This is a genomic window from Paenibacillus sp. J2L1-98, assembly GCF_056269405.1.
In genome coordinates, this window is the sequence record NZ_JBWDNW010000016.1 from 96414 (window position 1) to 117528 (window position 21115).

General features: G+C 47.0%; 19 protein-coding genes and 2 pseudogenes. 20 read left to right on the top strand and 1 reads right to left on the bottom strand.

The window, feature by feature from the left end:
- Window positions 1–14: 14 nt before the first annotated feature.
- From AC0YNZ_RS22910 to AC0YNZ_RS22935, 6 genes are all read left to right on the top strand, one after another.
- The gene (locus AC0YNZ_RS22910) at window positions 15–863 is read left to right on the top strand and encodes a response regulator transcription factor (protein WP_475828813.1); all 849 of its coding nucleotides are present in this window, start codon (window positions 15–17) and stop codon (window positions 861–863) included.
- Entirely contained in the window at window positions 860–2254 is a 1395-nt protein-coding gene (locus AC0YNZ_RS22915; protein WP_475828814.1) for a sensor histidine kinase, read from the top strand. The genes AC0YNZ_RS22910 and AC0YNZ_RS22915 overlap by 4 nt, the downstream gene beginning before the upstream one ends.
- A gap of 392 nt (window positions 2255–2646) precedes the next feature.
- On the top strand, window positions 2647–3468 hold the full coding sequence (locus AC0YNZ_RS22920) for an alpha/beta hydrolase (RefSeq protein ID WP_475828815.1): 822 nt from the start codon (window positions 2647–2649) through the stop codon (window positions 3466–3468).
- A 468-nt stretch (window positions 3469–3936) separates the two neighbouring features.
- Window positions 3937–5010, top strand: a complete 1074-nt coding sequence (locus AC0YNZ_RS22925) for a DUF3048 domain-containing protein (RefSeq protein ID WP_475828816.1) — start codon at window positions 3937–3939, stop codon at window positions 5008–5010.
- 223 nt (window positions 5011–5233) lie between these two features.
- On the top strand, window positions 5234–5845 hold the full coding sequence (locus AC0YNZ_RS22930) for a DUF47 domain-containing protein (RefSeq protein WP_475828817.1): 612 nt from the start codon (window positions 5234–5236) through the stop codon (window positions 5843–5845).
- Between the two features lie 23 nt (window positions 5846–5868).
- Complete coding sequence (locus tag AC0YNZ_RS22935; RefSeq protein ID WP_475828818.1) at window positions 5869–6864, top strand: inorganic phosphate transporter; 996 nt, start codon at window positions 5869–5871, stop codon at window positions 6862–6864.
- Between the two features lie 914 nt (window positions 6865–7778).
- Here AC0YNZ_RS22935 and AC0YNZ_RS22940 read toward each other — a convergent pair.
- The gene (locus AC0YNZ_RS22940; RefSeq protein ID WP_475828819.1) at window positions 7779–8312 is read right to left on the bottom strand and encodes a tyrosine protein kinase; all 534 of its coding nucleotides are present in this window, start codon (window positions 8310–8312) and stop codon (window positions 7779–7781) included.
- Between the two features lie 235 nt (window positions 8313–8547).
- Here AC0YNZ_RS22940 and AC0YNZ_RS22945 point away from each other — a divergent pair, with 235 nt between their 5' ends.
- The 14 genes and pseudogenes from AC0YNZ_RS22945 (at window position 8548) to AC0YNZ_RS23010 (ending at window position 21013) form a co-directional block, all read left to right on the top strand.
- On the top strand, window positions 8548–8838 hold the full coding sequence (locus AC0YNZ_RS22945; protein WP_054026535.1) for a YerC/YecD family TrpR-related protein: 291 nt from the start codon (window positions 8548–8550) through the stop codon (window positions 8836–8838).
- Window positions 8839–8848: 10 nt separating this feature from the next.
- Complete coding sequence (locus AC0YNZ_RS22950) at window positions 8849–9631, top strand: sirohydrochlorin chelatase (RefSeq protein ID WP_475828820.1); 783 nt, start codon at window positions 8849–8851, stop codon at window positions 9629–9631.
- A 57-nt stretch (window positions 9632–9688) separates the two neighbouring features.
- The gene (locus tag AC0YNZ_RS22955) at window positions 9689–10603 is read left to right on the top strand and encodes a diacylglycerol kinase (RefSeq protein WP_475828821.1); all 915 of its coding nucleotides are present in this window, start codon (window positions 9689–9691) and stop codon (window positions 10601–10603) included.
- A gap of 80 nt (window positions 10604–10683) precedes the next feature.
- On the top strand, window positions 10684–12177 hold the full coding sequence (gene rlmD / locus AC0YNZ_RS22960; protein WP_475828822.1) for a 23S rRNA (uracil(1939)-C(5))-methyltransferase RlmD: 1494 nt from the start codon (window positions 10684–10686) through the stop codon (window positions 12175–12177).
- 598 nt (window positions 12178–12775) lie between these two features.
- Entirely contained in the window at window positions 12776–14119 is a 1344-nt protein-coding gene (locus AC0YNZ_RS22965; protein WP_475828823.1) for a glycoside hydrolase family 68 protein, read from the top strand.
- A gap of 155 nt (window positions 14120–14274) precedes the next feature.
- A pseudogene (locus AC0YNZ_RS22970) lies at window positions 14275–14539 on the top strand (transposase); the annotation flags it as partial.
- A 684-nt stretch (window positions 14540–15223) separates the two neighbouring features.
- Window positions 15224–15688: a hypothetical protein gene (locus tag AC0YNZ_RS22975; protein ID WP_475828824.1), complete on the top strand. Its 465-nt coding sequence runs from the start codon at window positions 15224–15226 to the stop codon at window positions 15686–15688.
- A 9-nt stretch (window positions 15689–15697) separates the two neighbouring features.
- The gene (locus AC0YNZ_RS22980; protein WP_475828825.1) at window positions 15698–16102 is read left to right on the top strand and encodes a hypothetical protein; all 405 of its coding nucleotides are present in this window, start codon (window positions 15698–15700) and stop codon (window positions 16100–16102) included.
- 851 nt (window positions 16103–16953) lie between these two features.
- The gene (locus AC0YNZ_RS22985; protein WP_475828826.1) at window positions 16954–17607 is read left to right on the top strand and encodes a M48 family metallopeptidase; all 654 of its coding nucleotides are present in this window, start codon (window positions 16954–16956) and stop codon (window positions 17605–17607) included.
- A gap of 20 nt (window positions 17608–17627) precedes the next feature.
- Window positions 17628–18038, top strand: a complete 411-nt coding sequence (locus tag AC0YNZ_RS22990) for an iron chaperone (protein WP_475828827.1) — start codon at window positions 17628–17630, stop codon at window positions 18036–18038.
- Between the two features lie 219 nt (window positions 18039–18257).
- Window positions 18258–19089, top strand: a pseudogene (locus tag AC0YNZ_RS22995) (MFS transporter).
- 143 nt (window positions 19090–19232) lie between these two features.
- On the top strand, window positions 19233–19709 hold the full coding sequence (locus AC0YNZ_RS23000) for a GNAT family N-acetyltransferase (RefSeq protein ID WP_475828828.1): 477 nt from the start codon (window positions 19233–19235) through the stop codon (window positions 19707–19709).
- 83 nt (window positions 19710–19792) lie between these two features.
- Window positions 19793–20056: a zinc ribbon domain-containing protein gene (locus AC0YNZ_RS23005; protein ID WP_110771403.1), complete on the top strand. Its 264-nt coding sequence runs from the start codon at window positions 19793–19795 to the stop codon at window positions 20054–20056.
- A gap of 183 nt (window positions 20057–20239) precedes the next feature.
- Window positions 20240–21013: a 4'-phosphopantetheinyl transferase family protein gene (locus tag AC0YNZ_RS23010; protein ID WP_475828829.1), complete on the top strand. Its 774-nt coding sequence runs from the start codon at window positions 20240–20242 to the stop codon at window positions 21011–21013.
- Window positions 21014–21115 lie beyond the last annotated feature (102 nt).

Genomic DNA, 21115 nt, shown 5'->3' on the forward strand with positions numbered 1-21115 from the left:
GGGTGCTCTAAACTATGCGAATATTATTGTTGGAGGATGAGGAGTCCATCCGCGGCTTCGTCCGCATTAACCTGAAGCGTAACGGTATGGAAGTCTTTGAAGCAGAAGCGGGTGAAGCGGCTCTAGCTCTCGCCGAGACGGAAGGGCCGATCGATATCGCGCTCTTGGACGTGATGCTTCCTACGATCAGCGGGTTCGAGGTATGCGAGCAGCTGCGCGCCCGCTATCCGCGCATGGGCATTATTATGCTCACGGCGAAGTCGCAGGAGGAGGATAAAATACACGGATTGGAGCTTGGAGCTGACGATTATGTGCAAAAACCGTTCAGCCCGGGCGAACTCATCGCACGCATTAAATCGCTTTATCGGCGTATGAATCCGGAGCCTGCTTCACAGGAGCAGAAGATTAGCGCGATTGCTGAAGGGATTGCGGCAAATGAAGGAGCGGCAGCCCGTGAAGAGAGGCCGGCGGCCGGACCCGAAGCAGCGCCTTTTGCAGCGCAGAAGTCCATACAAGCCGGGCAGGCGCCGGGACCTTATTTAGGCTTTTATCAGGAGCTGTTCGTAAAGCCGTTTCGAATTTCTGTTTCCGAGCGCAAGCTGTGGAAGCAGGATAAGGAAATTATTTTGACGCCTACGGAATGGACGCTCGTCCGTTTGCTCATGGAACGCGTAGGCGAGAGCGTCAGCCGCGATCATATTCTGACAGAGGTTTGGGGACGGTACTACGTCGGCGATCTTAAAGTGGTTGATGTGAACATTCGGAGAATCCGCCAAAAAATCGAGATAAACCCGTCGGATCCCGCCTTTATTGAAACGGTATGGGGCTATGGCTACCGCTGGAAGCGGGGCGGCGGCGAATGAAAAGCGTGCAAACGAGAATGGTGTGGAGCTATTTGCTGCTCATAGTGCTTGTCGTCAGCGTGCTCGGAGGCGTGTTTGCCGCTTTGATGTGGAACTATTATTACGGAAGCGCCCAAAGCTCGGTTAAGCAAAGAGCGGAGTCGGCGCTTTCACTGCACAGCCGTTCTCTTTCCTCGCTAACGGTGCAGGATCAAGGCGATTATATGCTGCAATATATGGTGGAGAGCGGAATAAGGCTGCAGCTGCTTGACAGCACCGGCCAAATTCGGATCGACTCGGACGGCTTTGCGCCGGACATCCGTTACACGACAGCTGACGTGAAGGAGGCAATCGCAGGTACGACCGGAAGCTGGAGAGGCGTCGACCCGTATTATGGCGAGCGCGTCATGTCGGTAACGATTCCGCTCTGGAATGAAACGCGCGTAGTATCTATGCTCCGCTATTCGGCTTCCCTGCAACAGGTGGATGCGATGGTCAGTTTGCTTATCCGTATGGCTGCTGCGGTCGGTGTCGGAGTGGTGCTGCTGTTTCTTGGCTTAAGCTTATTTCTCGCGCAGCGTATCGTGAAGCCGATCCGTGAGCTTACCCGGGCTGCGCGGTACATGGCTGACGGCGATTGGACGCGCCGCGCGATTCACCGGAATGATGATGAAATCGGCCAACTGGCGGATACGTTTAATGCGATGGTTATGGAGCTGAGCAAGCGGGAGAAGCTGAAGGATGATTTCATCTCTTCTATTTCGCATGAGCTGCGTACCCCTTTAACGTCAATAAAGGGCTGGAGCGAGACGCTGAAGGAAAGCAAGCCTACCGAGGATGACGAAGAGGTTAAGCTGGGCCTATCGATTATTAGCAAAGAGACGGAGCGGTTATCGGGGCTTGTCGAGGATTTGCTCGACTTCTCGAAGCTGTCCGCGCGAACGATGGAGCTGCACAGCGAGGTGCTTGATTTCAACGGGCCGGTAAAGGAGACGGTGAATCAGCTGGCGGTGCGTGAGGAGCATATGCGCGTGCGCATACTGGCTTCTTATAGTGATGGCCCGATTGTCGTGCGGGGGGATGCGAACCGGCTGAAGCAGGTGATCATCAATTTAATCGATAATGCGCTTAAGTTTACCCCGGCTGGCGGAACGATCCGGGTCGCAACTGCAACCGAGCAGGACAGCGCGAAGCTCACTGTAGCGGATACCGGCTGCGGGATCGAAGCCGAGGATTTGCCGCATGTGACGGAGAAGTTTTATAAAGCGAGTACAGGCCAAGGCGGTTCTGGGCTCGGTTTAGCCATTTGCAAGGAAATCATAGAGCTCCACGGCGGTCAGCTTGCCATTGACAGCGAGCGTGGAGCCGGTACGATCGTGACGATTCGGGTTCCGCTTATGCATGAGGAATAAGCCTCTGCGGCGCTCGGTCGTCATTCTTTATAGAAAAGCAATTTACGGTCGGCTATGACGTAAATAACCGCAATAACGGCACCGGCAACGATCAGGAAGGATAGCCAGTGCTCCTTCAACCATTCAATCCATAAAGGCAGGGTAAGCACCTCCTAATAAGTATTGAGAAGCATGGGCTTTAAAGTTTTGTGAGGCATAACAAAAATAATCTATCCCGTGCATAGTATGTCCCGTTTGATCGCCAAAATATTGATCATAAGCCGGCAGATAGCAATAACCTTTCGTTTTAGGTGATTGACAGGCGAATAGCAGTGATGCTATTATGATTTTAATATTAATTCAAAGTATACAGGTAGGAATTATTATATATAAGCAATCAGGAGGTTATCGGGATGGAAAAGCACTTGACGCTGCGACACGACGGGCTTGAGCTTGCGGCAACGCTGCATTACCCCACAGACGGAAGTAAGACCGATTCAGAGAAAAGGCAAGCGATTATTATATGCCATGGGTTTATTGGCTCCCGTATTGGGGTTGACCGGTTGTTCGTGAAGACGGCCCGCGCGCTTGCAGCGCAAGGCTCCTACGTTCTGCGGTTTGATTACGGCGGCTGCGGCGAGAGCGGCGGCGACTATGGCGCGCTTGGCTTCGATTCGATGGTGAATCAGACTAGAAGCGCGATCGATTATTTGGCGGGCATGGAATGCGTTGATCCCCGCCGGATCGTATTGCTTGGCCACAGCCTCGGCGGAGCGGTTGCGATTATGACAGCCGTTAAGGACAAGCGGGCGAAGCGGCTCGTGTTATGGTCGCCGGTTGCCTATCCGTTTAACGACATTGTGCGCATCGTAGGACGCAGCAGCTATGACAACGCCGTGACGGCAGGCAGCTCCGATTACCAGGGCTATTCGCTGCAGCCCGTGTTCTTCGAATCTCTGCTCCAGCATCAGCCGTTTCAAGCGGCAACGAAATTTGGCGGAGAGGTGCTTATTGTTCACGGCACGAGCGATGAGCTTATCCCCGTTGACTACAGCTTCCTGTACCAGAAGGTGTTCTGGACCCGCAGCGAGGGCTTGTGCGATAAGGAAATTATTTTTCAAGCGAATCATACGTATTCATCACGCAGTCATCAGGAAGAAGCCATTCGCGTAACCTCGGATTGGCTCAGTGGCCTGGATAAGCAGAATGAGGAATGGCATCACTGGAGTATTTAAGCGAAATGGCGGTGCAGGGGGTTAGTCCTGAACCGCCTTTTTTTGATTTCGATCGATTGCTGCTTTGTTTATTAGTTCGATTTCACAGCATTAAACCACGCTGGTGATGCGAGAACGACGGAATAGCTCTATTTTGCAAACGTAATCGGTCATGTTTAGAAGCCGCTCTCCCAATACGCTGTTTAATTAGGCAAAATCAAACTAAACCTCCTCTCTCGGATAACTTACTTCAATTAGTTTCAGAAAATCGAATTAAACTGTCGGGCGGTTAACGCTGCTTAGGTCAAACTTAGGTCTGGTAGTGAAAAGAGCCCAACAGCCATTTGGCATCTGAGATAATCCGTTTATTGATGGGCCGCTTATATTAGAAACAACTTTTAATCGAGACAACCGTCAGGAATTGTGTTTAAATGGAAGTTAAGTGAAAACGAATACATCTATACATATCGGGGAAAGGCAGGGTTGCTCATGATTAAACGAATGCAAATTTCGGCAGCTGCGCTGCTATTGTCACTCATCCTCATGGTAACGGCATGCAGCGGGGGGAACGGGGGCAATGAAGCGCCTCTGGAAACGGGGGAAACGATTGAACCGACCAGTCAGGCGGAACCGACAGCCGAGCCGACGCCGCTTCCTTACACTGCGCCGCTAACCGGCTTGAAGCTGGAAAAGGCGGCAACGGCACGTCCGGTCGTCGTCATGATCAATAACTTTGCAGCGGCTCGTCCACAGTCTGGGCTGACGAACGCCGACGTCATATGGGAAGTGCTCGCCGAAGGAGGCATTACACGTTTAGTTGCGGTATTTCAGAGCACGGATGCATTAGAAGAATCAATCGGACCGATACGCAGCATCAGGCCTTATCTTATTGATATTGGAGACAGCTACGGGGCGGTGCTCGCTCACGCGGGCGCCAGCAACGACGGCTATGATATTTTGCAGCATCAAGGCAAGCCTTATTTGGATGAAATCTCAAATGCGGGCAGCTATTTCTGGAGGAGCAAGGAGCGGAAGGCGCCGCATAACCTGTATTCGAGTTTGGAGAAGCTGCGGACGGGTGCCGAGAAGAAGAAGTACAGCTTGGATAAGCAGGTTCCTCCATATACGTTCGCGGAAGCGGGCTCTACGGAGTCAGGCGTGCCGGCTACCGACATTACGATATCATTTTTGCTCAAAAATTATAGTGTGGGTTACGTATACGATGCAGCGACCGGCTTGTACAAGCGTTCGATCGGCGATAAGCCGCATATCGACCTGAACAACAATGAGCAGCTGTCGGGGACGAACCTGGTAGTGCTCGGAGCGGATCACACGACGATGGATAAGGAAGGGCGTCTTTCCGTCGATTTGAACAAAGGAGGCAGGGCGATCCTGTTCCAGAAGGGCATAGCGATTGAAGCGGAATGGGTACGGGCTCCCGATGGCATGATTCGGATCGTAAAGAACGGGGCGGAGCTTCCATTTGTACCTGGCAAAACCTTCTTTCACATCGTGCCGAACAAGCCGACATTTGAAGAGCATGTTACGTGGGTACAATCATAGAACATTGGAAACACTGTTAACAGGCGTTAACGGATGAGCTTCCAAGGATAGAAAAGGGCGCAATCCTGTTACGGGATTGCGCCCTTTTCTATATTTATTTTGAAAAATTTAAAGTTTTCATAAAACCTTTACATTCTCTTAACAATTCACATGTAAACTATGTTAAGATATTGTGGGCTTATAGCTGTTCGCCTAAACATCAAGTCAGGTAAAGGGGATTACGATGTTCAAGAAAAAGGATATTTTCTTTAAGACGTTCGAGGAAATGGCTGACGGCATTGTCGTGGCTGTCGAGTATTTTGCCAAAGGCTTATCAGATCTATCGGATGTATCAGCTTTCGCCAAAACCATGAAGGAATACGAAAGCAAATGCGACAAACATGTGCATACGATTCTGAAGGAATTGAACAAAACGTTCATAACTCCGATCGAGCGCGAAGATATTATGGCCCTGACGACTTCGCTTGATGATGTGCTTGACGGCATTGAAGCATGCGCGTCCCGTTTTGAAATGTACAACATTCGTGAAAAGGACGAGTACATAACGCTGTTCGGCGATATTCTTGTTCGTTCATCGCATCAGATCAAGAAGGCTATCTACTTATTGACAGAACGTAAATTGCTTGCGATTCGTGAGCCGAACATTGCACTTAACGAATTAGAGAACCAAGCGGATGATCTGCTTCGGGTATGCATCAAGAGCTTGTTCACTAACGTTACCGATCCGATTGAGCTGATGAAACGCAAGGAGATTTATGAGATGCTGGAGCAAACGACCGACTTCTGCGAGGATGTTGCCAATACGCTGGAATCGATCATTATGCGTAACAGCTAACCTGGAGAGTAGGAGCCTTACTAATGGAATTAATCGTTCTGTGGATTGTTGTGTTTCTGGCGCTTTCGTTTGATTTTATAAATGGATTTCACGATACGGCTAATGCGATTGCAACTGCCGTATCAACGCGTGCATTAAAGCCCCGGGTTGCTATCGTTATGGCGGCGTTAATGAACTTCATCGGCGCGATTACGTTTACCGGCGTTGCGGCGACAATCGGTAAAGGCGTCGCGAATCCGGCTGAATTAGAGCACGGCGTACCGATCGTAATTGCTGCTTTGCTGTCGGCTATCGCTTGGAACCTGATTACATGGTGGTTCGGTATTCCGTCCTCATCATCTCATGCTTTGATCGGCTCGCTGGCCGGCGCGGTCATCGGCGGAGCAGGCCTGTCTGCGATTAACAACGATGGATTAATTAAAATCGTTAAGGCGCTGGTCATATCACCGCTGCTCGCTTTCTCTGTCGGTTTTATTATCATGTGGATATTAAAATTGATTTTTGCGAAGTCAAGTCCGCATCAGGTGAACAAAGGGTTTCGTTTCGGTCAAATACTGACAGCTGCATTCCAATCGTTCTCGCACGGTACGAATGATGCGCAGAAGGCAATGGGCATTATTGTATTTGCGCTCGTTGCTGCAGATCTTCAAGATACGATGGACGTTCCGCTCTGGGTTAAGCTTTCCGCAGCGACAGCAATGGCGCTCGGCACTTCGGTCGGCGGATGGAAAATTATTAAGACGATGGGTACGAAGATTTTCAAAATCGAGCCGATCAACGGTTTCGCTGCGGATATCGGTTCCGCTGCCGTTATTTTGACAGCTACAATGATCCACTTGCCAGTAAGCACGACGCATGTCATTACTTCGTCGATCCTCGGTGTCGGCAGCGCAAAGCGCTTCTCCGCCGTCAAATGGGGCGTCGCAGGACGTATCGTAATTTCTTGGATCATCACGATTCCGATCACCATACTTATGGCCATGTTCTTCTACTGGGTTATTCACTTCTTTTTCCTATAAGGAATAGTGACGTTATCAGGCAAATGAGATCGTGCAGCTTTTCAATGAGATAGTGAGGAAAACCTCACTCGCCATGAACCCAAGTTCATGGGGAATGAGATTTTTCTCACTATTTTTTGTGCTGTTTACGAAGCTGCCCGCGGTCCTCAAGCATTAGTGCTGTGGATAACTATTATCGAATGCCGTCGAAATTTGCGCATATACACATAATTAGTAACAGCTGTGTATGAATTTGAAGATAAACGAAACCGTATTTTGTTTATCAATAGAGCGGGATATACACATTGGATTAACAACTGTGCACGGGGCGCTTTGAAGATGTTGACGAAGCATGTCGAAGGTTGCGCTTGTGCACAGGAATTTTGATTTTCCTTGCACAGTTGAGAGGACTTTTGTGGATATATCGGATAATGGCTTTATCCACAGCAGGATAAAACTATTATCTCTTGTGTGAAATTGTGCATAAATATAATTAACACCATAACAAATCGATTTATGCACAAACCGTTCATAGCTGTGCATACGAAAACAGAGAGGTCTCGGAAGCCAAATGGCTGCAGGGGCTCTTTTCACTTTGGGGCCAAAGCATCGTTCATCGTTCGGCAGTTTAATTCGGTTTTCTGAAACTAATCGAAGTAAGTTATCCGATAGCGGCCAATTAGTTTGATTTTGACTAATTATACAGCGTATTGGGAGAGCAGCCTCTTAAAAATGACTGATTACGTTCGCAAAATAGAGCTAATCCGCCGTACTCCTGCCCCGGGCGCTATTTAGATTTGTGAGATGAAACTAAGTCACTTTTTACAACATCGAATCGGCTGCAAACACCCGCTTGCACAAATCTAAAAAAACAAAAAATGGCTGTCTCTCAGGTTTTTTAGACCCTTTGAGACAGCCCCTCGGCTAAGAGGAAGCTATTTGCGGCGCTTTGGCCTGCGGCGGCGGCCAGCGCCGCTTCCTGAACCGGCGCTGGGCTTGCGGCGCTTGCGGCGCTTTGGTTTCCATTCGCCGTCGTCATCATCATCATCCGAATCGGAGGATGACTTTTTGAAAGAGCCCATAAGCACTTTAACAAGAGGCGCCATTTGGGAGACGCTTGATACCACCTTCTGCACCTTCTGAACCGTTGTAAGGATGCCGTCGATGCCGCCAATACGGTCGACAAAGCCTTTGATATCGCCTAGGTTGGCAAGAGAGAAGCCGCCTGCTTTTGCTGGGGCGGTCGTTTCGACTAACTGAGCTGTTGACTCCGGTAAGACGACTGCGGGCAGGATATCCTGCGTTAGCGGCGTCGATGTTTCCGGCGGCATCGTTGGCAGGTCTCCACCGAAGCTGAAGCCGCCTGATTTCGCACCAAACGATTTGCTTGGCTGGCCTTGCGCTTCGCGGTGGCCGCCGTGCCAATCGTTATGCTGGTTGCCGGTACCGGGGTTATTGCGGTAATTCACACGGATCACAACCCTTCTTTTATAACAGTTTATGGTGTAGGCGAACATACGGATTGGACGAATGCCCCGTGTGCGGAATTTTTTCTAGATAAATGCCCTGTGCTTGTATGTATCCTTGCTTCAAAATTCGGCTTCCCGCCTCTTCTGTTCTGTAAAGCGTGAACACGGTAATGTTTGAAAAAAACGGGTAAAAAAGATACAATAGCTACATTAGTTTTAATAGGAGTGAATGCGTATGCAACTCAAAAAGCTTAACGATAAAGCAATAGATCAATTATTCGAAGCGGTTCTTACATTAAAATCGGTTGAGGAATGTTATGTGTTCTTTGATGATTTGTGCACGGTAAATGAAATTCAATCGTTATCGCAAAGGCTTGAGGTAGCGCGTATGCTCGGCAAGGGCAGCACATACAATGCAATCGAGGCTGAGACTGGCGCCAGCACGGCAACTATATCGAGGGTGAAGCGCTGTTTGAATTACGGCAATGACGGTTATAAAATGGCATTAGAACGTCTCGGAAGGTAGGGTTCCTTCGATGAAGCGAGGCATTCTCGTCATTAGTCACGGCTCCAGAGAAGACGCGTGGGTAAAGCTTGTTGACGACGCCATATCGGCCGCAGCGGGTTCGCCGCGCTTGTCTGGCGTTCCCATTGTGTCGTCCTTTCTTGAAATTATCGAGGGACGGCTTATTCAGGATGGAATCGATGAGCTTGAGCGGCAGGGAGTAACGGACATGTACGTGGTGCCGCTGTTCATATCCTCAGGCAGCACGCATGTGGATGAAATCGGGCAAGCGTTCGGCCTTCCGTGGGTTACGGATCTGGAAGGCGATCTTGGAACGTTTCGCGTTGCCGCAAAGGTTCATTATGGACAGCCGATTGACGATGATCCGGAAATCGCAGAACTGCTCGCTCTTAACATCGCGGAATTGTCCTCAGAGCCAGGCAAGGAAGCCTTGCTGCTGATCGGTCACGGAAGCAAGGAAAAGGTATTCCATGAACGCTGGCAGGAAGGGCTGCTGAAACTTGGCGAGCGGCTTCGCGCGCTTGGCGGCTTCAAGCGAGCAGAGTACGCGATGCTGCTGCCCGATCAAGCGGCGTCGAAGCTTGCAGCGATGCAGGCGGCGAATCCGGAGGAAGCGGTAATCGTCGTACCGCTGTTCCTGAGCCAGGGTTATTTCACGAATTATGTTATTCCGACGCGCCTTACCGGACTTGAGTACCGGTATAACGGCAGGGCGATGCTGCCGCATTTGGCGATTGAACGCTGGCTGGAGCGTCAGATGCATGATGGCCTGCAGCGTTTGAACGAGAAATAGAAGTTATCGTTTAGTACCTATAAGACAGGTTGAGTGGATTGTTAGGGGTGAACCAAGATGGCAATCAAACGGGCGAGACTAATTTATAATCCGACATCGGGAAGAGAAGAAATGAAGAAACGTCTGCCTGATATTCTCCAGCGGCTGGAACAGGGCGGCATTGAAACAAGCTGTCACGCGACGATCGGTGAAGGAGACGCTACTCTTGCTGCAGCGGAAGCGGCGGACCGAGGGTATGATCTGATCATTGCGGCGGGCGGCGACGGGACGCTTTACGAGGTCATTAATGGCTTGACGAGCAAGCCTAATCGGCCTCCGCTGGGCATTTTGCCGGTGGGAACAACCAATGATTTTGCAAGGGCGATGGGTATTCCGAAGCATTGGGAGTATGCGGTCGATCTTATTGTTCAACAATATACCCGGCCGATTGACGTCGGGAAGGCGAATGAACGTTATTTTATTAACATAGCCGGTGGAGGTTCCTTGACGGAGCTGACCTATGATGTGCCAAGCAAGCTGAAGACGATGATCGGGCAGCTCGCTTATTATATGAAGGGCATGGAGAAAATGACCCGGCTTCGCCCGACCGAGCTGACTTTTCAAGCGGCCGGCGTAGGCGAGTTTCATGACGAGTTCATGATGTTCCTCATCTGCAACAGCAACTCGGTCGGGGGCTTCGAGCGTTTGGCGCCAGACTCCAAGCTGGATGACGGTTTGCTTGATGTTCTGCTCATTCGCAAATGCAACCTGCCGGAGTTTATTAAGCTGGTGACGCTCGCACTGCGCGGCGAACATTTGAACGATCCGCATGTCATTCACTTCCGGACGAACGAATTAAAGGTGACAACGCCGGATTACGTGCAAATTAACCTCGACGGCGAATATGGCGGCGTGCTGCCATGCACCTTTTCAGTGCTGCCGTCGCATCTGCGTATTTTTGCGGATGAAACGGGCGAATCGACGTACCGCTAAACGCGGATGATTGCAGGTTTATGGGAATAATAGTTAGCAGCGTATAAGGAATCGCATTGAAGATAGAGCGGAGAGAATTTATGCATAAAGGGAAAAGCAGAGGCGGCAAGGGAAGATCGCGCGGTACAGCCCGTACGGGTGCAGCGGCGGTTCCAGTGGATGCGCCTTTTCAGAAAAATGAAGAAGTCACCGTCGATATTATCGGCTTGACGCATGACGGAGAAGGGGTAGGCCGCGCTGACGGTTTTACCCTTTTTATTCAGGGAGCTCTTCCGGGTGAACGTGTGCGGGCGAAGGTCATGAAAGTGAAGAAGCAGTATGGATATGCCCGGCTTGAAGAGCTGGTGCTTCAGAGCCCGTCCCGCCTCGAGCCTCCTTGCGATATCTATAAGGAGTGCGGAGGCTGCCAACTGCAGCACTTCGATTATGCCGCGCAGCTGGAGTGGAAGCGGCAGCATGTTGTGGATAACCTGACGCGGATTGGGAAGCTGCAGGTTGCGGGGGAAGGCAGCCGTGAAGATGGAGAGAATGCGTCTGCGGGGATTGTTGTCCACAAGACGGTTGGCATGGACAAGCCTTGGCGTTACCGCAATAAAGCTTCGGTACCGATTGGCAGCGATTCTAGTGATGGACAATTGATCGCAGGCTTCTACGCGCGCGGCAGCCATCGGATCATCGATATGGATGATTGTCTGATTGAGCATGAGCATAATGACGAAGTGATTCGCGTCGTGAAGCGAATCGGACGCGAGCTCGGCGCTTCGCCTTATGAGGAAGAAACGGGCCGCGGCGTGCTGCGCCATGTGATGGCGCGGACTGGCGTGGTGACCGGCGAGATCATGGTCGTGCTCGTAACGAACGGCAAGAAGCTGCCGGAGGCGGATCGCTGGGTAGCGCGTATCCGTGAGGAGCTGCCTGGCGTGAAGAGCATCGTTCAGAACGTGAACGAGCGCAATACAAACGTCATTTTTGGCGATGAGACTCGTGTTCTCTGGGGCAGCGAGGTCATTTATGATGAGCTTGACGGCATCCGCTTCGCGATTTCGGCGAGATCATTCTATCAGGTGAACCCGATGCAAACGGTGGAGCTTTACCGCAAAGCAGTGGAGTATGCGGGATTGACGGGATCGGAGACCGTTATTGACGCTTATTGCGGTATCGGGACGATATCGCTGTTCCTCGCAAGACAAGCCGGCCGCGTCTATGGCGTGGAGATCGTACCGGAAGCCATTGAGGATGCGGCCCGCAATGCCGAGCTGAATGGCATCACGAACGCGTCATTCGAGGCGGGACCTGCGGAGGTTGTGATCCCGCGCTGGCGCGAGGAAGGGATAACGGCGGATGTCATCGTCGTCGATCCGCCCCGCAAAGGCTGCGATCCTGCGCTGCTTGAGACGATTCTGGCTATGCAGCCGGAACGAGTCGTTTATGTGAGCTGCAACCCGTCTACACTGGCCCGGGATTTAAGAGTGCTGGAGGACGGCGGGTATCGGACGGTTGAGGTCGTGCCTGTGGATATGTTCCCTTGGACGGTTCATGTGGAGAGCGTGGTATGGTTAGAGCGGGAGGATTAGGATGCTTTTACTGAAAAGCGCCGCTCCTTTCCGTTCCAACGGTTGATTATATTTCCACTGTTGCTTCCCGGTAGACGGATTCAAGCTATATAATTCGTTCCTTTGGTAAACATAAAATTTTAAGATTCCAGTGGTTTATATCGTTGTCGGCCTATATTTTTTGTGCGAGTATCACAGAGGAAAGACTAGTGAGTTAGAGCTTGCGGCAAAAAATCAGATGGAGTTGTTTCTAAAGGCTAATCGTCGTGTATCTTCATATCGACGTCAAGAGTTGCTTAAGGATAACCTCAGACAATTTGTAGCCATTGAAGATGCCTCTTTTTTTGATTTTAGGTAAATATTCCTATTGCTATATCGAGTCTGAATAATTAAGATAGATTTGAAAATCGAATAAGTTGGGATTGTTACTGGTTTGCAGGCAAGACCTAAAATGCATGAAGAGTGAGTGCCCCTTTGGTACTACCTCTTCAGCATTTTAGGTCTTTTTTTATTCCTGTCAAAAGAAGGGAGGCTCCTAATATAAGGGAAAAAGATACAGGAATAAATCAACATTCTACATACCGATCATTATTCAATTAATAGAAAAGGGCGTGTATTCATGAAGAATATGCAGAAGAAAAAAGTTTTAAACAAACTCTCAGCAACTGTCCTTGGATTGTCCATTTTATTAATGCCGGCAATCGTTTCCGGCGCGGCGCCCCAGTGGTCAACGACTGATTGGACACGTGAGCAGGCCAGCCAAATTCAATTGACGGAGAGCAGCACAGCTCCTGTCATTAACCCGGATGAACTTCAGGAAATCTCTTCCGACTATATTCTCTGGGACACATGGCCGCTTCAGAATAAAAACGGAATCCCGGCATCGGTAAACGGGTATAAAATTATTTTTGCACTCACGGTTTCCAAAGATACGATTCCCGGAAAACGCCATGACTCGGCGCAAATACGTTACTTCTACTCCAAGGACGGAAAGAGTTGGGAGCTCGGCGGATTATTATTTACAGATAGCAAAGCCCTTGGTTCCAGACAATGGGCAGGTTCTTCCATCGTCGACAAGGACGGCAAGCTTCATATTTTTTATACGGCCACAGGGACTAAAAACGAGCAGGTTCTCTCGTATAGTCAACGTTTGGTTACGGCTATCGCCGATATTAAAACAACAAACAATTCCGTTACGTTCGACAACTGGTCCGAACACAAAGTTATACTCGAAGCAGACGGAAAATATTATCAAAATGAAGAACAGGCTGAGCAAGGAGAAACCTCTTACGCATTCCGTGATCCTTACTATTTCCAGGATCCAAAAACAAATGAGGAGTATATTTTATTCAGCGCAAACACCGCTGGGGCGCTGGCCGAACGGAGCTGCCTTCCCGAGTTCATCGGGTCGGGCCAATCCCAGCAGGAGCATGCTGCGCCGGCGGAGTCGAAATCGTATAACGCAAGCATCGGCATCGCTAAAGCGATCAGCGGTAGCTTGACCGAGTTTAAAGCACTGCCTCCCGTGCTGGAAGCGAATTGCGTCAATGATGAATTGGAACGTCCCGGCGTGATGGTCAAAGGAAATCAATATTATCTGTTCGTTAAAACCCACAGCAACAAATTCGCTCCGGGGCTGAGCGCTCCGGAAGGGCTTTATGGATTTGTATCAAAAACCTTGTCCAAATCGTACAAACCGCTCAACGGAAGCGGGCTGGTGATCGGGAACCCGAAAGAAGAGCCTTATCAGGCTTACTCCTGGATGGTAATGCCCAATGGCACCGTCCTTAGCTACATCGATTACACGAAGGTGGCAGGAAAGAGCATTCAAGAGATCGGTGAACAATCGCCGGAGTACCAGATCGAACATTTCGGGGGTAAACTTGCGCCTTCCATCAAGCTTTCCATAACGGGGGACCAGACCAGCGTTCTCCATGAAAAGCATCAAGGAGTGTTGAGATAAGCGGTAGAACAACTGATTATAGCCAGCACCTAAAGAGGATGGCCCCTTTTGGAGAGCCCTGCAAAACGAATACATTATCTGTGAAAAAACGTCCCAGTACCGCGTCGGTACTGGGTTTGTTGTATACTTTGGGAAAAAGGAAAAGTGAGTTGAGTATTGTTGTTGAATCCAGCCAGACATTAACCGCATCATTTCATGCGGAGTTATATGCCGGAAGACCATCTGCTGCGCAAGATTCATGTGGCCGTAGATTTCGGATTTATTAATGAGTTGGTAGAGCAATCTTACTGTAAATATTATGGCAGATCTGCGAATGAGCCCGAACTGCTCTTTCGGCTGCTGTTTTTGCTAATCCCCTACAACCTCTCAGACGAACGGGTGGTACAAGAAACGCTAGTAAACTTAGCCTACAAGTGGTTCCGCATTCGTTGTAAATGTAAAACGGATGGTGAAGCTAAAAGAGCAAAAGCAGCCCGCCCTCGGTTGAGGATGGACTGCTTTTTTTCTTGTTTCGAATCTTTTTCCAGTTATGACACTGCATTAATACAAAAGCAAGGCTTGTTGTGATCAATGCTAGACTTGAAACGGGTAAAGAGCATAAGGAGTAGAGGAGAAGTTTCTCCAAGCGATGGGGTGTTTACTATTAGGAGAAGAATCGGATGTTCTTGAGAGCTTCCTTTGCTTCAGAAATCATGGGGACAGGATTGGGAGAGTGTTTTTGAGCTTATGTAATGATTCAATATTATCAGTAAATTCAGTTACCCAATTGTTCCTTCATTGATTGATTATTTGGTTTAACTAGCCGTTAAAGCTTTCGTCCGTTTATTTACATATTAATTGTTGAACATAAAATGTAAACAATTAAAGGTGGATTATGTTAGTGCTTTTAAAATCAAAAAAACTAATATATAAGTACAGGGAGCGCGTTCAATCATAAATGAAAGTGTTTCAACACCTGTAGAGAATCTTAGTTAACAAGATGAAAGGGGATGAATAAGTCACGGCAAGTCAGCAATTATTGTAAGGCACCTCGGAGTTGACATCTGAGCCACTTTGTTCGTAAGAGGATCTTGATTACATTATCTATTTATGGGGTGAACAAATTTGGAATCTGTATTCACTAAGAAAAATATGCTGTTAAAGTCATTTTTGGCAGTATCTTTACTTTTTATTTCAGTATTGCCTAGTGTACATGCCAAGGAAGCAGACAATGTGATAAAAGTTAATGCATCGTCTAATATCCATACCATACCGGAAGATATTTACGGTACGAATATGGCGGTGTGGGAAGGAAGTCTTAATGGAGAGGATTCAACCGTAAACAGTCTGGTGGCCGCCTCAGGGCATAGTGTGATTCGTTATCCTGGTGGATCCTATGCCGATGCAGCGGCCTGGGATACCATGGGTACGCCCAGTTCATCAGATTTATCGTGGACGGTAAGCAATGAGGGAGCTATAAAATTTGCTAATGCTGTTGGTGCGACTCTTCAGCCGATTGTAAACTTCGGCGGCTATTGGGATGGTAAGCAGCATACCCATGAAGAGGCTGTTCAGAAGGCTGTTGACTGAGTCAAGTATATGAATATTACCAAAAAGATGAACATCAAAAATTGGGAAATCGGCAACGAAATATTTGGCTTCTGGGAACACGGCCATACTACCGGAGCCGATTATGGATTAAAGTTCGCAGACTTTTACAGGGCTATGAAGGCTGTGGATCCGACGATTTCAATCGGCGCTGTCGGTCTGGAGGATGATACCCAGTATAACGGGTGGATGAAGGAGATGCTTGTCTCAGTAAAGCAAGCAGGGGTAATTCCGGATTTTTTCAATATACACCGGTATGAAAACGGCGATACAGAAATGTCCACAGCGACAGATCTCAAGATATTAGGATATGCGGACCAAATTGGTAAATATACGAGTCAGCTTGATGCGATGGTCGGCACTTATTTGGGAAGTCAGTTATATAGGTGGTATTAAATAATACATCAACAAAGGTGAACAATTGCGGATAATCACCCATTGATCTATATTCGGTCATATTGTACTTGATTTCTCCGACGAGTCAGGCCGATGTTTGGGTTGCCATTCTCGTCTGTAGGATGCTTCTCAAGGTATGCCTTAATTGCATTGCATTCTCAAAGTCTTTTACCGTACGGATTGTCGGATAGCCAAGCATTGCTTATGAACCATCATTTAATAGTTCACATTTGATATTCTCCTAAGTTCTCGATCAAGTCCGTCAGATCGAGCATCGCCCCGGCTTCCACCAGCTTGAATCCTGAGATATCGACTTCAGTAGTTAAATCTTTACTGAAGGAATTATGGTGGTAGGAAAGAAGCGTGAATATAGATGAATGTTCTCTGTCACAATGATTGCGCTATCTGTGCCGCCTGCCTAAAAACATAATTCGACATGAATAATAACAAAGAAGGCGGAGGGAAACTTTTCCCGTGCGCCTTTATTTTTAATATGATTTAACAAATCGATCAATACAAACGCTCAGGTAAAGGGACCGCAATATATCAGTCGTTTGTCCTCATACCTAGGAGAAAGGCTCCTCTAGAGCGGTTATCCAAGCCGCTTTAGAGGAGCAGAAAAAAAGGTTATGTACGTATGGTACACAATTAGCACATGTAATACCAATTAGAAAAATTAAGGCAGATTAGAATAAACTCATTTCTGTTTCATTTCCTATTGCTTTTTAACGGAATAATGATTTGATACAATAGGGGAAAGAGAGGAGAGAAGCATGGAGTAATCTTTAACTGCGGCTCGATCCCCTGCTTTTAAAGGATATAGAAATAACCTTATAGGAACGATGATGATTATGAAAATTGAATTTGAAAATAATACGATAGAAGTTAATGTTCTATATGGCATTAGAAAAAAGATTTCGATTCAGATCGACTCTATGGGGCTTATAACCGTTAAAGCTCCTAATGATACAAGTAATGAGATGGTTATGAACGCCGTGAAACATCATGGGAAAATGATTTTGGAAAAATTACAGACGATTGCGGAAGCGCGAGAAACCCCTAAGATAAGAGAGTATCAAGATGAAGGAAAGTTCCTTCATCTTGGAAAATATTATTTTCTCCATGAGTTAATCGAGACGAAAGACTTAAATGAAGAAGAACTGAAAAATAGTCTTAAAAAGTTCTATTTCTCAAGCTGCAAGAAGATTGTAGGGGAACGAATCAAAATCTATCAAACTCAGCTGAAAGTAAAACCCAAAACGATTGAGATCGTAGAGTCTAAAACCAAGTGGGGAAGCTGCAGCTCGGATAAAAAACTAACCTTTAATTATCGTTTAGCCATGGCGCCGATTGAAATTATTGATTATGTCATCATTCATGAACTATGTCATCTCACTCATATGAACCATGATCGTTCTTTTTGGAGACGTGTAGGAAGCATTATGCCGGATTATAAAGACAAGGAAGAGTTTTTGGCAAGGCATGGGCATGCTATGACTCTTTAGAACATATGAAAGGAGAAATCATGGACGGAAACAAAATCACGTATGAGACGATTGATGAGTATATTTCAAATTTTCCTCCCGAAGTTCAGGAAATACTTGAAAATGTAAGAAAAGTTATACAAGAAGCGGCACCAGAGGCAGCGGAAAAGATAAGCTATCAAATGCCGACTTTTGCGCTGTTTGGAAATTTGGTTCATTTTGCAGCTTACAAAAATCATATAGGCTTCTATCCGGCACCAAGCGGAATACAAGCATTTAAACATGAATTATCAACGTATAAAGGGGCAAAAGGGTCTATACAATTTCCTTTAGAAAAGCCGCTGCCTTACGAATTAATAAGCGAAATCGTTAAATTTAGAGTTGCTGAGAATATAGAGAAAGCAGAGAGCAAATTGAAAAAGAAGAGACAAAACGTTAGCAAGTCAGATTGATTGCTGACGTTTTTTTCTGTGAAAATCATTTGGACGGGCTATGCGCTAGGGTGCATAGTTTTTTGTAATCACAATAAAGGAACGCTGCTAAGCATACTTAAAGGCGAACCGCTCGAAAGTGATCATATCATTCTTAATGATCAGCTTGTCATTAGGGAGTCATGTGGCGTACATTTTTCCGGAAAAATGTAATCGATTACAAAAGTTTGAGGGGGAGCCGTGTTGGAAACCGATCAAAAATTATGGACACGAGATTTTGTTGCCGTTTGTTTAAGCAATTTTTTTATATTTATGACTTTTTACATTTTGGCCGTTACTCTTCCTTTATTTGTTAAAGGTGAATTACACGGCGGAAATCAAGATGTCGGGCTGGTGATGACTATTTTAGTTATTTCAGCAGTTATCTTTCGTCCTATAGCCGGTAAGTGGTTGGATGAATTCAATAGGAAAAAGGTTTTAATTCTTTCTCTCGTTTTATTTTTGGTGTGCACCTCTTTATACATGGGCGTTACTAATTTATATCTTTTACTTGCGCTGCGGTTTGTGCATGGGATCGGATACGGCATTGCGGCAACGGCAACAGGAGCAATTGCAATTGATTTGCAGCGATGATTATTTTATCCCGGCCAATGACAGGCAGGATATTTGATAAATTAGGCGAACACATCCTCGTTTACCCGGGTTTATTTCTTTTTACAGCTGGAACGATTGGATTAAGACTGGCTCATACACCAGCTCTATTTCTAGGGGCAGGCTGCGTGATTGGTTTGGGGTTTGGCGCTCTCTTTCCAAGCTTTCTAGCAATTGCGGTTCAATCCTCGCCAAGTATACGAAGGGGGACGGCAACCGGGACTTTCTTATGGTATTTGACGCAGGATATTGTGTAGGTTCTTATGTTCTCGGAACGGTTGCCGCCCAAACGGATTTTCATACGATGTATTTGATTGCCGGCATTAGTGTTGCGTGTTCGGTTATCCTCTATTACGGTTTGCATCATCGGAAAATTAAATTCAAGCGTATCCCAGCCGTTCTTGATGAGGCGAAAACCTAATGCCCATTCGTTATCGAGGTAAGGGAGGAAATAAAGGAATGATTGCTGAAAGGCTGCAGCTGGCAGTATGGTGTATAATGATGGGAATAGCTTCTCTTTCTTGGAGACTATATGTGCTATGAAATAGCTAAGGGAGATAGGAAATGCCTACAATTACAGCAAAACCGTTTGATCAAGACATGAAGACCCTGTTAAGCGAATTAAAATCCGGTTATCATGCAGGGGAATTGAGCAAGAAGGAAAAGCCGGAAATACCGGAAGAGATCTATGTGATCAAAGCTGAAAATAATATGGTCGGATACGGCGTGGTTTGGGAATACGATAATGGGAAACAGTTAATTCATAAGGCGGAAAAGGATTATTTCAGCAGCGATGAGAAGTACCTGGAGAAGGACTTCTATATCGATATTAAAAACAAAACAGATTTTGTATTTATTGAAGCATTGGATGTTTTGAAGGAATATGAAGGTAAGGGGTATGCCGCTTTCTTTATGAACTGGCTTAAAGAGAAGTACCCTAATAAAAAAATGTATGTATATACACTAGATAAATCACGGAATTTTTGGTTTAAGCAGGGGTTTGAGGTTGTGGGGAATACGATATGGATGTCCTATAATTAAAGCCCCTATGGGCAGATTAATTCGATTTTTTGAAACTAAATGAAGTTCGTTATCCAATAACGGCGATTTAAGGGGGCGAGGATATGGAACAAGCGTATAAAAATTGTCAAAGCTGCGGCATGCCGCTTGCTCGCGATGAAAAAGGCGGCGGTACGGAGAGAAACGGCGGCAAAAGCAAAAAATACTGCAGTCATTGTTACGAGAATGGCGAGTTTACGATGCCTAACCTGTCAGTCGGCCAAATGAAGGACCGGGTAAAACAAAAGCTGGTAGAATTCGGCTTTCCGAAGTTTCTGACCGGTCTCTTTACGAGAAACATCCATAAGCTCGAACGATGGAGAAAGTAATAATAAATCGTAAGCGACTGCCCATTCTGTCATGCGGAGAGCTGTTCACTTTTCAAAAAATTAAAGAAACATCGCTGTATGGACCCTTCCTGAATTGGAAGGGTTTTTCTGTTGGAAGTGGAATTTTATAGTAAGTAATTTATTTGGATATTATCTACATAGAATTGCGGAAGGAGACAGTTAATGACCAGTAGTAGTCAGCAACGGTTGTCAACTGCCGAGATGGTCGCAAAGGACCGTGCGGGAAGAAGCTACCGTGTTTGCATAAGCGCATGCCATATACCGCTCATTGAGAATTGCGCCGAAGCGATTGATCTTTTACACCCGAATGAAGTGGAGTACTTCAGCTCCCTGCAGTACGAGAGAAGACAGCGCAGCTACCTGCTCGGCAGATATTCTGCAAAACGCGCGGCAGCAGTGTTGATAGGCGAGGATCAGCCTGACAAAATCATGATTGACCGGGGAATCTTTACTCAACCGATCGTTGTACATGCTAACCATTCCAACATTCAAGTTAGTATAAGTCATTGCGATAACGTTGGCATTTCGGTAGGCTTCCCGGAAGCTATGCCAATGGGCATCGATATAGAGCGGATAGACAACCGGAAAATAGAAACGCTGGCAGCGCAGATGACAGCTCTCGAGCAGGAAGCTATGCGCTGGCTGCCTTATTCTGCTTCGGTAAAGCTTATGCTGCTGTGGACGGCGAAAGAGGCATTGTCCAAAATATTGAAAACAGGCTTGATCATAAATTTCAAGTTTCTTGAGATCGATCATTTTGAGATAAAGGACGGGTTAATTTATAGCTGCTTTGAAGGATTTCCTCAGTTCTGTACCTTATCTTACATTGTCGGGGATTACGTATGCTCCATCACATATCCCAAAAGGGCTCTGTTTGCTAATGAGACGCTTCATGGACTCCGCCAAAATCTCATTCAAGTTATTTCCGATACGTAGTGGACATAAGCATTGACATTTCGTTAAATATGTGCATAAAATTTAGTTAGAGATCGAAACATTTATTGGGAAGGGAGGTGATACATGTGAATTCTTGTTCGA